This window comes from Mesorhizobium sp. P170090 (assembly GCF_057786115.1).
This window is the reverse complement of record NZ_JBYNWH010000001.1, coordinates 2,143,846-2,157,117: the sequence shown is the minus strand read 5'-3', so window position 1 is coordinate 2,157,117 and position 13,272 is coordinate 2,143,846. Positions and strand designations below refer to the sequence as shown.

At 56.8% G+C, this 13,272-nt stretch carries 9 protein-coding genes; 5 read left to right on the top strand and 4 right to left on the bottom strand.

The window, feature by feature from the left end; all coding sequences use genetic code 11:
* The first annotated feature begins 769 nt into the window (after positions 1-769).
* From AC3EML_RS10250 to AC3EML_RS10235, 4 genes are all read left to right on the top strand, one after another.
* Positions 770-1,951 (top strand): hypothetical protein, encoded by a 1,182-nt coding sequence (locus AC3EML_RS10250; protein ID WP_352522129.1) that lies wholly within the window; start codon positions 770-772, stop codon positions 1,949-1,951.
* A gap of 111 nt (positions 1,952-2,062) precedes the next feature.
* On the top strand, positions 2,063-3,238 hold the full coding sequence (locus tag AC3EML_RS10245) for a phospholipase D family protein (protein ID WP_352522130.1): 1,176 nt from the start codon (positions 2,063-2,065) through the stop codon (positions 3,236-3,238).
* A 279-nt stretch (positions 3,239-3,517) separates the two neighbouring features.
* Positions 3,518-4,090 (top strand): hypothetical protein, encoded by a 573-nt coding sequence (locus tag AC3EML_RS10240; RefSeq protein WP_352522131.1) that lies wholly within the window; start codon positions 3,518-3,520, stop codon positions 4,088-4,090.
* A gap of 40 nt (positions 4,091-4,130) precedes the next feature.
* Positions 4,131-4,877 (top strand): NYN domain-containing protein, encoded by a 747-nt coding sequence (locus AC3EML_RS10235; RefSeq protein ID WP_352522132.1) that lies wholly within the window; start codon positions 4,131-4,133, stop codon positions 4,875-4,877.
* A 320-nt stretch (positions 4,878-5,197) separates the two neighbouring features.
* On the opposite strand, the gene AC3EML_RS10230 is transcribed toward AC3EML_RS10235, so the two are convergent.
* The 4 genes from AC3EML_RS10230 to AC3EML_RS10215 form a co-directional block, all read right to left on the bottom strand.
* The gene (locus AC3EML_RS10230; protein ID WP_352522133.1) at positions 5,198-5,485 is read right to left on the bottom strand and encodes a hypothetical protein; all 288 of its coding nucleotides are present in this window, start codon (positions 5,483-5,485) and stop codon (positions 5,198-5,200) included.
* Between the two features lie 104 nt (positions 5,486-5,589).
* Positions 5,590-6,111 carry a hypothetical protein gene (locus AC3EML_RS10225; protein ID WP_352522134.1) on the bottom strand — a complete coding sequence of 174 codons (522 nt, stop codon included), beginning with the start codon at positions 6,109-6,111 and terminating at the stop codon, positions 5,590-5,592.
* Positions 6,112-7,469: 1,358 nt separating this feature from the next.
* Positions 7,470-11,186, bottom strand: coding sequence for a hypothetical protein (locus AC3EML_RS10220; RefSeq protein WP_488505197.1), 3,717 nt, complete (start codon positions 11,184-11,186; stop codon positions 7,470-7,472).
* 246 nt (positions 11,187-11,432) lie between these two features.
* Positions 11,433-11,870, bottom strand: a complete 438-nt coding sequence (locus AC3EML_RS10215) for a helix-turn-helix transcriptional regulator (protein WP_352522136.1) — start codon at positions 11,868-11,870, stop codon at positions 11,433-11,435.
* Between the two features lie 218 nt (positions 11,871-12,088).
* On the opposite strand from AC3EML_RS10215, the gene AC3EML_RS10210 reads away from it, so the two are divergent.
* Positions 12,089-13,249, top strand: coding sequence for a hypothetical protein (locus AC3EML_RS10210; RefSeq protein ID WP_352522137.1), 1,161 nt, complete (start codon positions 12,089-12,091; stop codon positions 13,247-13,249).
* Positions 13,250-13,272: the final 23 nt, after the last annotated feature.

The window sequence follows — 13,272 nt, the reverse complement described above, 5'->3', positions numbered from 1 at the left end:
CGAGACTGGATGATTAGGAGGGAAAATCGACGTTCCCCGTTCTGGCAATTCATTGAGCGAATTTCCCCGGATCGTATGGATATCGCCTGGACGAATGTGTGCAAGATGGACAGGCTCGAGGTCAGCAGCGGTGACGCCGGCCCGCCCTCTCCGAAACAATGGCCCATGATAGCGGGCCCATGCCTACAGGCCCTCTCCGAAGAAATATCTTGCCTAGCCCCAGCGCTGATCCTGTTTGCAACCTCGAGATTCCGTGCAGAAATCAAAAACCTCCTGGCTGAGCACAGCTTTTTGAAGTCCCGAACGTTAGGCGACGGCCACACCACGATTTTTCGTTCAGCGAATGGCAGAAGCGCCATTACGACCCGGCACCCTGGTTATTGGAGGAGGATGCAACTAGCCCGCGACGAACAAATTGTCGCTGCGGCTGTCCTGAACTGCTTAAGCGGCAAATAAAGAACCCTGAAGCCACCTCCCCCTAGCAGAGCGTTGTGATGAGGGCGACACGCAGCATTTTGACATACTCGGATACCTGCGAGGGTTCAGGCAAAGCTCGCCGGCAAGGTTCAGCCGACGGACCCACCGCGAAGCATAATGCGAGACCAGCATAGCGCTGTTGTGGATGTTCGGCCTGCGCATTCGGCTGCCATGCGCGCGGCCTCCGTGCGTCTTCCTTGAGATAGTTCTGGGAGATAATTCTCGCGCGATCGAAACGACTCGCTTTTTCTCCCTTTCTCGGGTTCATTGAAGAGGGATTGGGGGAAGACAGATGGCAACAGTAATACAGCGTCCCCTGTGCACGGTGTTTTCTGTATTCATCTTCTGTGCTGCATTGTTGATTTCGGGGTGCACCACCCCCTACATCCCCCCGGTAATTCAAGAGCCTGGCCAAACTACCGCATCCAGCTTTGGCGGCATTATGAGCTTTGCCACGCAAGAAGACCTGCGGGTAGTCTGGGTGCACGGGATGTGCACTCACGATGAAAGCTGGGCCGATAATCGCCATGCTCTTCTCGAGCAGGCAATCGCTATAGGATCGTCTAAACGAAACACAGTGTATGGTCCCGAGCGTGCTGCCCGAGTCACGTTCAACCACAGTGTGAACGGACATTCGCTCGAACTCCGTTTTCTCGTCTGGTCACCGCTCGCGGCCGGCGCAAAAATGGCTATTGGGCTCGACCATAATGATGACCTGAAGCGTGCCAGCTTGAACAAGACGCTCAAGGAAGGCTTGATCGATGACTGCTTTTCCGATGCGGTGATCTACACCGGCACAGCCGGCGATCCGACCAGATCGTGGATCCGTTCCGAAGTTTGTGACGCTCTGGGCGGTGACATTTCAGCCGCAGGCCGCTGCCTTATCGACGACAGCAAGCCCAGGCGGAAGACCGTCCTGATCGCCGAGAGCTTGGGAAGCAAGATGCTCTCCGATGCGGTCGTCTCGATATGGCAAGCCACGCCGGCATCGGAGCAGTCACGTATTGCCCAGCGCCTTAGCGATGTCCAAATGGTCTTTCTGCTGGCAAATCAGATCCCACTCTTGAATGCCGCAACCTACTCTCCAGGCAAAGCCAGGATTGCTACAGACAAATCGGCGGATCGCGCCAACGGATCGCTTCTCGACGTGTTCGCCAGCGCGCGAGCTCGAAAGAACAAGGCGTTCATCGCCGAGCCGACCGGTCCCATCCGTTTTGTCGCTTTCACGGATCCAAATGACCTGTTGAGCTATCGGCTGTTCCCCAAAGCGTATCTGCCGGAGGACATGAAGATTACCAACGTCATTGTCTCAAACGATCAGACATACCTCGGATTGTTGGAGCGCCCGGACACCGCCCATTGCGGTTACGGCTGGAATCCCGCGGTGATTGCGACAGTCGCACAGGGCTACGATGGCAAACGCCTTGGATCTATACCAGTCAACGTCCCACACTCTTGTGGTCTCGGGGGATAGTGCGACGCCGTCGCCTCGGGAATTGAGACGCTGACCGCTGACGCGACCCAGCGTGCGCAGACCGCGCTCGGCCATAACTGGATGATGAGAGCAACGCACTGGAGCTGACAAATGACCACCAAGCTCGTCGATTCCGGTTGGCCACTGGAAATTGCGGACGCACTTCGCGCTGACTCAAGCGAATTGATGATTATCTCTCCGTTCATCAAAACGGCCGCATTGCAACGTTTGCTTTCACAGGGTCCGAAAGCAGTCCGGGTCATTACCCGTTTCAATCTGTCAGATTTCGCCGAGTGCGTCAGCGATATCTCGGCATTGCGCCTCCTGTTGACAGCCGGTGCCAATGCTAAAGTCCGTGGCGTCAAGAACCTTCATGCCAAGATGTATCTGTTTGGGTCGAGCAGGACGATTGTGACCTCGGCCAATCTTACGGAAGCCGCGCTTACAAGGAACCACGAGTTCGGCGTGGTTTCTCAGGATGCGGTCGTCATATCTGCATGCCGTCGGTATTTCGATGATCTCTGGGACCGAGGCGGTCTCGATTTAACGATCGGGCAGCTCGACGAGTGGGACGAAATTCTGACCCGCTATAGAGTAAACGGGGGAAGGTCAATTCAGCGAACCGCCCTTGGGGACTATGGAGTTGACGCCGGTGTAGTTGCATCGCCCCCAAGCATCGTCCCAGCTAGGTTTGCTGATGCTACCCAAGGCTTTGTGAAATTCCTCGGCGAAGGAAAATACCGCGCGCCATTGTCATTTCCCATCATCGAGGAGATCGACCGAGCCGGCTGCCATTGGGCCGTCGGATATCCGAAAGAGAGGCGGCCGAAAGGTGTTAACGCTGATGCTCTGATTTTCTTCGGGCGCTTAACGAACGAACCAAATGATATCCGCATATTCGGGCGAGCGATCGGGATGCGACACGTTCCGAATCGCGATGATGCTACCATTGAGGAAATTGCCCACCGTGAATGGAGGGCTAAATGGCCCCACTACATCCGTGTTCATGATGCGGAGTTTGTCTCGGGAACGTTGGATAACGGAGTCTCGCTCAACGCACTTATGGAAGCCCTCGGCGCCGGCTCGTTCGAACCGACAAGGCGCAATGCCGAGAAGGGTCAGGGGAGAAACGTTGACCCACGAAAGGCCTACCGACAACAACCGGCGGTCGAGCTTTCGGCGGAGGGCGTGTCCTGGCTCGGCGAGCGATTACAAGGGGCGTTCGACCGGCATGGCAAGATTTCGCAAGACGAAATCGACAAGATCGGCTGGCCAGTTGTGCCATGATCTCCTCGTGTAGCGGCCATCAATTCGCCGGAGCAATACGTCCGGCAGACAGCAGAAATGTTGCATCCTGCGACGGGTGTGCGCATTTGAGCTTCGCTTGGAAGCCGACAGGCTGATATCGCTAGACCTGGGGGGGTTATGGCTCGAACTTTGGTGGAATGCCTCAAACTTTTCAATCGAAAAGAGCGCTATTGGCTCATTCGAAATGCGCTTGGCCAAAGCGGCGAGGAACTAAACCTCTCGAGTTCGTTTCGGCACAGACTTAGCAATGAGATAGGCGTGGACATCCCGGCGGGAGCTTGGTGGGCGATCGACTATCATATCGACTGGCTGTTTGGTGCGCTGGTGTTGGATGGCACCACCGACATTGATTGGGCTGCTCCGCTAGAAAATCCGGTCGTCTCCCATTCGGCAGAACCGCCCCTACGTCTCATCCGCGGAACTCATGAGGACTTCGATCTCATCATTGCGTTCGATCGGACAATCGTTCTGATAGAAGCCAAGGGCGTAACGAGTTGGGGAAACGACCAGGTAAAAAGTAAGCACCAGAGGCTGCGTGAATGGCAGGATCACTCTCATCGGCTCCGAACCGACAAAACTAGATCGGCCGATCCATTGCAGATCATTGTGGTTTTCGCGTCACCCAATAAGCCGGCGAAGCTGGACGAATTGGATTGGCCAACCTTTGTGAATGGCAACGGTCGAGCTCCGCTTTTCTTCGCCCTGGACTTTTCCCAAGCGCCCGATTCATTTTGCGTTCCGGAGCGATGCGACGCCGATGGGTTTGCTACCAAAAAAGGGGATAGCTGGAAGATACAACGCGTAAAGCGGCCGAGGTTACGTGTGCCCTAACCAGGCTTGCACCCTGCCCAACATTGCATTGGAGGTCCGTATGCCCACAGAACAGCGCTCAGCTCGCCTCGCTGTCTTGATCGACGCAGACAATGCTTCGGCAAAAATCGCCGATGGCCTGTTTGAGGAGATCGCTAAAATCGGCGAGGCGAGCGTCCGGCGAATATACGGCGACTTCTCGAGTCCGCGCTCCAAAGCGTGGGCCGACATACTATCCAAGCATGCCATCATCCCTCAGCAGCAGTTCGCATACACAACCGGGAAGAATGCCTCGGACATCACACTCGTCATCGACGCGATGGACCTGCTGCATAGTGGCCGGTTCGACGGCTTCTGCCTGGTGTCGTCCGACAGCGACTTCACGCGCCTCGCAGCACGAATTCGCGAGCATGGCGTGGATGTCTTCGGGTTTGGTGAGCAGAAAACGCCGGAGAGCTTCCGGCAGGCTTGCCGGCGGTTCATCTATACGGAGAACCTCCTTCCAGAGACGGCCACTGCAGGCGCCAAGGCTGGGGCCACGAAGCCCCTGGAGACGCTGGCACATGCTTCGCGCATCCTCAAAAGGATCATGTCCGAGAATGAAGGAGAGGACGGGTGGATCGCCCTCGGACAGCTTGGAAACCTCCTCGCCAATCTTGCACCCGATTTTGACCCACGAACCTACGGTTCCAAGAAGCTCAGTGATCTTGTCCGCAAGATTGAAACGTTGGATGTGAGCCAGTCAGAGACAGGCCACCCCCGTGTGCGCTTGAAGCCTACGTCTGGCACAACGCGAGCAACTGATTAGTCGATTCGGATAGATCTTTGTCGGCAGATGCTGGGGAGGTTCTGGCCACCGTGAGCGACACGTTCACAGCCGAGCGCACAGGAGAGCTCGGGCATAGGAGGCCGCTGGCATCGCATGCGCGCAGCAGGACGCTCTGAGGCGTCCCTATGACTCCTTGCTGAGCGAATTAGCCGCCATGCGATTCGAGTGTCGATCGCGAGTTTGGCATCCATCAAAGCCGGTCGAGACCGGTCCTGAGCAATTAGAGGGCGCGGATTGAGCCGCGCCCTCGCGTTGGTTACCTGGCGGCAATCGAGGATCGAGGTTGCGCCCTCAACTGATCATGCTGCCACATTCCACTCGGCCATACGACACAACAGAAAATAGCCCGATCGAATATCTTCGAGTTCGAATTCGTTGTCGCCGGTCTCCAAAATGTGCCCTTCCAGATAGGCGATGTAGCCTGCGTCAAACGGTTCCTGGACCTTTGTTTTGCCGACAAGACGATGAGCTTCCTCAATCTGAAGCGAAGCGGCTCGATACAGAGCGTCAGCTTGACGAAGATGCTCGGGCCTGACTATGGTTTCAGTCTCCGGCAAGTCGCTAAATTGATCAGAAATGTTGGTCATGTTAGGGTTCTCCTTGTGATCGGCAGGAACAAGCCCCTGCCGTTGGCTATGTCGCCGGAGTGAGATCGGGCTCAATCGAAAATCACTCCGGCGAAATTTTTGCTTTATTCGACGCGCTCCGCCTTCACCTGCGTTGATGGAAACGCATAGCGGGCCGGCACCCTCAATTGGGTCTGAATTAACTTCAGACGATCGATCTCGGCGAACGACTCCCTCAGAGCTTCTACGTCGCCCCTTGGCAGGTTCGCACTCACCTCCAGGGCGTCATCAATTGCCCTGCCTATCTCGGCAAGCTTGTATTGATTGATAAGCACCGACAGTTCGTCGGCGGCGTCGAGGCAAGCGCCTAATATGCCTATGGCACGTTCAAGCGCCGTGACCGGCTCGTCGCGATCATACTCGGATTTGAATTTCTGAATTTCAGTTCTCAGAAAATCAGGACCAGAAATATGGACGCCATAGGCGTCTAAACTGGCATCAAAGGGAAAGTCTCGATCCCCGACGAAGTCTGAGAAGGGTCGCTTCAAATAGCTGGGCTTCGTTGGTGTAGCCTTCGCCGCGGCTATCTCGGCGGCTTTTAGGCGTTCGCGGTAGCGCTTCTGTTTTTCGGCGGGTGTCAGGACCATTGATCGAATCTCTCCAGCGGCAGTCACGGTTCTGGTAACATGGTGACCGTTACTATGTCAACAGAGGTTTTGGCGTGCCGTCGCTTTTCGCTGCCATCCTAGTGGCTCACGCGTTGCCAGTTCGAGTGATCTTCCATTCATGTCGGCGCAAGCTTGCTTGGGCTGGGGCGGGAGATGGAGGCGTGCAACATGAAAACAGCACGGTTCTCCGCGCGTGGTCAGCCATTGGCATCTAGCGCCCAGTGCCTTGCCCTTACGAAATCCCAAGACATGGGATAGTTGGATTTCTCTTCGCGGTCTGTCTGTGAGCACCGGCCGCAAATAAGCGATCGTTGAAACGAAAAGCCACAAATCTTAGCACTTACGATCGCACCACATCTCCGCACTCAGCCTCTCTACGTTCCACGTCTCGGCAGCTTCGTGGTCTCGGCGTGCGTCTCCTACCTCTTTAGCTAATTCGCTCTCTACCCCGGTGCTATTAATCTGATGCTGGTCAAGCTGTTGGCGTTCGTATGTCTGTTCGACCAGGGCGAGCGCCAGATAGCTTCCGTGATGTATCTCGCTTCATCGCTGTGCTGACGGTGCTGTCGGTGTCTGGTGAGCTTCTCTGGCTGTTTCGCTTGGAGACTGGATCAGGTTGCATTTGTCAACTTATCGGGCAAAAAGTGGTTTGAGGGTCTGGTTGTCAACTTAGTGTAAACTTAGCGTCAAGCGCACTCTTACGGTTTAAGAGCGCGCATTACATCTTGGTTGACAGGATCCGGGGTGGTGAGGTCCTTTCAGGGAAGTTTCGGGGCGTTAAGTTGACGTTTGTCAACCTCGCGCTCCCTCCGAACCGTCTCCTAAAAACGAACCGGAACTAAACAGTCATTGCCCAGTGCGTGCGGTTTTGCCCCCGGCGTCCCGGACTGCCCTCCCACTGAAAGTGGAGCATGTCGGAAATTTCGTCCGCCGCAACAGGAGGCATCCCCACCGCTGACCAAGGCAAACCTAGGACTTCGCTCTCTGGGGCATCCCCTCAAGCGAATGAATTCGATTGGTTCCTAGGAACCCAGGCGCACATCATGCGCTTCCTTTCATGGCATCCAGAACCGGTCCGATTGGCGAGGTGAGTGCACGCACTGACGCCCCGTGACATGGCCAATCCCGCTGGATTAGCGGGACTGACCGAACTTGAGCTCGATGCGCGCGGTCCGCACTCGAGCTCAACTGCAGTAGGGTCGAAAATCAGCTGGTTGCGGCCATGGCTCGGGTGCGTGATGTCGCTATTGGTCTAGGCGACGAGCAATTGGCGAGCTGAACAGCGGCGCACTGTCGTTTCGAGCTAGTCTGGGTCCTCCGCGCGAGTCACCTTTGCCCTAGTGCCCTTCCTGGCGCAATCTGGCCCTGAAATCCTCATGGATCCCATCCTGATCATAGCTACGTGCGAGATCGATCAACACCGCTGACACGCAGGGATGCGTCGGCTCGAGCGCGAGAGCGTGCTCACGATAATGAATCGCAAGATCACGTTCCTGGTCGCCACCCTCGTAAGCACCTCGCGAGTGAACGCCACGCTTGTTGAAGCAGCCAGTGCGGAAACCGTTCAGCATCTCTTGCGAACCGGTCTCTTCCAGCGCGCGACGCGCCGGCTCAAAAGGCCATATCCCGTCAACGCCTTCTGGCGCATGCGCCATGATCTCGCCGAGCGTGATGTCGCAGACTTCGAGGCGGTCTTGCGCTTTAGCCAACGTGCGCGTCTCGTGGATGAATTGAGCGTGCGTCTCGGGGTCGACAATGGCGTCCTTGCCCGTGCCGGGCTGTTGCTTACAGGCATGCAGCACGTGCCACGCATTTGCAGCGGCCGCCTTGCCGACCTCATCAATTTCGCGGGCCTCGCTATGGCGCGAGTTGTAGATCATGCAGAGAAGTTCAACGAATACCTCGGGCCGCGACATCAGCACAAAATACAATGACTTTGCGTGGTGCTCTTTCCCGAAGCCCATTGCCTGGATGAGTGCGAATTCAAGCTTCACGAGCCGCATTTCGTCAATCTGACCCGACACTTCGAGATAGTCGATCGCACGCTCGAAGACGTAGCTCGCAGGGACGCGGCTTTCGGAGACCTCATGTCCTTGCAAAACGCCCTCGAGCATCTCGGCGATGATCTGCGGATCATAGGGTGAAAACTTGATATGGCAGGCATTCAGCGCCGAGACAGGGCGCCGGCGGGCCACAAGACTGCGCAAGGCAAATGCCATATCTGCACATTCGTCCAGCCAAAGGTTCGCCGAGCAATTGCTCCAAAAAAGATCAGACTGACCAAGCGCCTCGGCGCGCCGCCAGATGTTGGGATCATGGGGACAGAGGATAAGGAGGCGCGTAGACCACTCTACATCGCGATGTGCCTTTCGCGCAAAGACGGCGTCAAGCGTCTTGGACCGGTCTTCTAAGGATAGCCCACACAGAATGGCGCCTGCGAGAATTGTCGCAACGCCGCCAGGCTGAAGGTCGCCTGATTCCTGTGCGATCCAACGCTCCAAATCCTCTTGGGGTAGTCCGATCCGCGACAAGTGTGATCCGACGACCCAAGGTTCCCCCTGCCCGGTCGCAAGCGCTAACACACCCGCCCAACGCTGCGCATTGAAAATCTCACGGAGTGCAGCGCGCGCCATCCCCGTCCGCTGTCGACCTTCTTCCTCGAAATCATCACCACGCGTGCGGATCGGCAGATCGACCCAGCTGTTGCGGAAAAGCCAAGCGTGCCGGACGATCAGATCCTCAGGCTCGACCGAGGCATAAATGACATCGAGTGGGTCGAGCAATGCACCCAGCGCCGCCTCGTCGCGCACCTCGTCGTAATTGCGATGCCAGTGGAGTGTATAGCGGAGCTCTCGGCGGATGTTCTCCTTCTCGAAATCACTAGCGTCGCGGCAGCCAGCAAGAAGTTCGAGAATTCTGCGCTGGCGCGGTTCGTCGAGCATCGCATATTTGCCAATCAACCTTGCAATCCGGCCGGGCTCACCTCTCGACATTTCGATTTGCCGGTCAATTGCTGCGACCATCATTTTGTGCCGCTCTGGCCCGGTCGCGCCGTAACCTGCACCGGCGTCGTCGCCACGCCATTTTGGCCGGGCGATGTGACTGGCGGAATCTGGTCCGGGACCGGTCAGGTCGTCGAGAAGCTCATAGGCGTGTCCTGGCGCTTTCTCGATGAGAAAATCCAGCGCATCGATCCGTTGTTCGATCGCAGCGGCGGTCTGGGGGAACCAGGAACGGTAGAGGTCGTGCAAAGAACTCTTCGGGTTGTTACCCCAATTTCCCTCGATCCTGACGTCGCAGAGCCACGCGAGAATCAGCGAGACCCGCTTCAGCCGGTGGGGTGCCCAAGCCAGCGTTTCGAGCGCCCATAGCATGCCGGCATGCCAGCAGCGCTGGCCGAAGTCTGTGCCTTTGCTCTCGATGAAGAGCGCACAGACACCGCCGTTAGGATCGCCAATGCCTTTCTCCACAGCCACGAGAAATTCATGAGGGCTCGCTTCGGCGAGCGCAGGCAGTTGGTCCGCAAGTGACATCCAGCGCACGCGATCCGCGCCGCGTAGCAGGCTGCGCACCAGCCGATCGATACGGAGTGAGATGTTGTTTGCCGCTAGGGAAGGGACTTCAGGCCCACGCACGGCGAGCTTCACAAGTGTGTCGCAAAGCGCCTCGAGCAAGAGAGCGCTGATCGGCCGGGTCTTGTTGTGGATTGCAGCAGCATAGCGCTGCTCTTCCGGCAGTCCTAGCTGCGGATCGGGCGCAACAAGGATGCCCTCAACTTCGCGGATGTAGCGATCAAGTGCGCTTTTGCCGATCTGGTCGCCGAAGATTGCAAGTAGCTCCAGCGCCGACTTTGCCTTCCAGACCGAGCCGATGTGAAGCAGCGGGGAATCGTCGAGGCGTTCGAGTTCGAGTAGGTCGGCCTCAATTTCCGCATAGGGCCTGCCCGCGATGCGCGAAACGAGCTCCATATCGGCCTCGTGCCCCGACGACCAATTGCCCACTAGGCAGACCGCCCCGAGCGCGCTGGATGCCGGATGATCAAGCCAGGCGGGACGTCGGATCGCCGGATTGGTGGCATGCTGCCGTCGGAAAACCGACCAGGAGCGGCCACACAAAACCGACAGACGCCTCGTCTCGTTTTCATCGAGACCGATCAGTTGGAGCGCTTTCTCGAACTCGGAATGCATCGCGCGCTCAAGCTGCAGTTCGTTGTCGTCGGGCTGACCGGCAACACCCCTGAACTGCCGCGCCATATCGCCAGACGCATATGGTATGATGATCACCAACTTCGGGCGGGAGGTTGGCGCTTCGGCAATCATGGGTGTGGCAGCGATTGCAATGCGTATGTTGGGATTTGCCTCCACGAAGCGCCAACCGTCGATCCCAGTGACCACGATCGCGGATGCTGCTAAAGCTGCGTTGCCAAGAAGTGACGCAGCCGCGAAAGCGGCTGCTTCTTGCACGCTGTCTGCCTTAATTGCCAATGGATCCCGCGATCCTCGGTCCAGCACGCGGCTAATTCGTTCTACGAGCTTAGCTGAATGTTCGGCGCGCCCGGCCTGCAACGCTTCAGGCGTGATCCTTGGAAAGGATTGCACGCACCATTTTTCAAGAAAGGTCGCGAGGCTTTCCACGCCCGGGCCGTAAATCCCTAATTCTTCTGCAAACCTAAGTGCGACAGCAGGACACTGTTCGAGCCACTGCTCGAGATCGTCTGCGTCATAGGCCCTGACATCTTTCCAGAGACCGCTTCCAATTTTGTCATGCTTCCAGCGCGATTTGCCAGACCAGCGACGCGCCGTGAGGGCGACATAGGTCCGATCGCTACGCGTATCGGCAGAAATGCCAAAAGCGCGCTTCTCGAAATCTTCGTTTGCCTTCACGGTCGTGTCCGCGCGGCAACTCATTTCCCAGCAGGAATAGCCAGCAGGAACCCAGGCATTTCCATGTTTGCTGTGCAGTTCACCGTCAAGTCCCGGGAGAAAAATAGAATCGCCGGCTGGAATTGCGATCTGTGTCACGCTAGTGGCGGCATGAACAAGCCGTCGGATCAATCTGGGTAGTCCGGCCTGAGCTTGGATAGTGTTTGCCCAGGTAGCGATCTGCGTGGCTGTTATCATGCTCCCTACACCGGTCAGATGCCTTGCGGAACGAAGTAAGAACGGAGTTTCGGAAAATGCCACGCAGAATGACATTTAGGCAATAGCGTTCTGATGTGCTTGTCACAGTGCGCACAGCTAGCGTCGTTAGTCCGTTTCGGGTGAAACTCGGTCGTAAGCAGGGTAGAGTTTCGACCGGCGCTACTCAGCATCATGCGTTCGTTTTGCCGCCACGCCACCAAAGAGGGCTTGCAGTAACTTTCTAAACAGCACCGACAGCTTCGGATCGGTTCCGTTTGACGACTTGCGGATCGCACCGATGATCTCCTGCTCGTTTTCGGAGAACTCGCCCACGATTTGCTGAAAAGCCGCCCGGTCTTTTTCATTGCCGTCCTGCGTCAGCGCCAAGATGAAAAGCTTTCGAGGATCGGTCTCTAGCGCCTTGGCGATGCTCACGACGCGATGAAGCGGCACCTTGGTTCTCCCGCTCTTGAGCATGGCTACAACGTTGTCGTTCACAAAACCGATCTCTCTGGCTATGTCCCGTTGGCTCTTACGATGGCTCAACTCGTAGATGCGCTTGTCCAGGAATTTAGCGATTTCGGATTTGTGGGACGTGCCGCTGGTATGGCTTTTCATGTGTTTTGCTCTTTTCTATAACTCATTGATATTGCTTTAAATATATCAATGATTGCTAGGGGAAATTCATTTCCCGTCAGCAACTGACATTCATGCATGGTTATCCAAGTCGCCGATCTGAAGCGCTCAAATTCGCGCGACACGTCGCGTCGCCGTTACGACTCGGATAATGGCCATCCGGTGTGGTCAGTCGGCCGCTCGATGGGTGGCCGCCACAAATGAACTACTCGACCAACGTCGTCCTTAGGGGCATCAAAGACCCGACGCGCCAGGTCGTGCTGGGATACAGCGCGGCTCCCACAACAGCGAAGCAGCGGCGGGTGGCCGGGAAGATAATCGTTCACCCGGTGATCGATTTAGCCGACTACACGTGCAGAGCGGTCATTGATTGGATCGACATCACCTTCTGGTTCGAACGCTCAACCCAGCTCCAATTCGTCCAAGAGGTTGTCGGGCCGATCATAGGTCGGACACCTTACGTAGAGCCGATTGACCCGGCACCTGGAAAAGTCAGCAACGAGTTTCGGATACGTTTCCAAGAGCCGCGGCTGGAAAAGCTGGTGAAGTGTGAAGAAGCTCTGGACAAGAAGTTCACACTGGAGATGCACGGCGTAGTCCGCTCCATCGAAATCAGCGTCGATTTCAAACCCCTCACGCCGTCGGCCGACAAGACTGGGAGGATGGTCGGCGTCCTGGCTCGGCATCTGTTTCCGGACCGGGATTTCATGACTGACAGCCTGGAGAGACCACGCTTTCTTTGGAGCCGTGAGGAGAAGCCCACCTTCTTAATTGGAGCGAACAACCTGCTCTCGTCCGATGCTGACAGACGTGCTCCCATCGACGCGACGTTCTGGGTTGGCAGAAAAGATGGACCGGTCAGTTGGCGTGTGATGGAAAAGACAATCGACAATCAGAACATTGAAGCCGACACGTGGGATGATCTACCAGTCAGTGAGCATCGAGCCAGGATCGAAGTGACCCTAGATCGGCAGGAGCTGATCGACCTCGGGGTGAACCACCTAAATCATCTCCAAGCCTTCAATTTCGCCAGGCTCCAGGGCCGATACTTTCAGTTCATGGTTCCGACGTTCGAGAACCGGTTCGGCAAGCACCCAGGTCATCGGGCGCTCGAGGCCGATCGATGGAAAAGGTTCGTCAACGCCGGCATCGTTGGTGTGGTTGCCATGGAGGGCGCCAGGCGGTCGTTCAGACAGGCCGCGAGGCCAGCGCTTAGGAACTTACTGCGAGCTAAGAAGCAGAAGATCCGCGCCCCATCCAGGCTCGGCACCGGGGCGTCAGGTAGCTTCCTCGCCTACGAGGCTCTCAATGGGCGGGCGGCGATGGCACTGGAAGACCTAAAGGACAGGAAAGGTGGATGAGGGTGAGGAACGCTACTCACTAG

Coding starts and splice junctions, on each gene's coding strand:
- AC3EML_RS10245 (WP_352522130.1), top strand. CDS start 2,063: ATGACCACCAAGCTCGTCGATTCCGGTTGGCCACTGGAAATTGCGGAC.
- AC3EML_RS10230 (WP_352522133.1), bottom strand. CDS start 5,485: ATGACCAACATTTCTGATCAATTTAGCGACTTGCCGGAGACTGAAACC.
- AC3EML_RS10210 (WP_352522137.1), top strand. CDS start 12,089: ATGAACTACTCGACCAACGTCGTCCTTAGGGGCATCAAAGACCCGACG.
- AC3EML_RS10235 (WP_352522132.1), top strand. CDS start 4,131: ATGCCCACAGAACAGCGCTCAGCTCGCCTCGCTGTCTTGATCGACGCA.
- AC3EML_RS10215 (WP_352522136.1), bottom strand. CDS start 11,870: ATGAAAAGCCATACCAGCGGCACGTCCCACAAATCCGAAATCGCTAAA.
- AC3EML_RS10250 (WP_352522129.1), top strand. CDS start 770: ATGGCAACAGTAATACAGCGTCCCCTGTGCACGGTGTTTTCTGTATTC.
- AC3EML_RS10225 (WP_352522134.1), bottom strand. CDS start 6,111: ATGGTCCTGACACCCGCCGAAAAACAGAAGCGCTACCGCGAACGCCTA.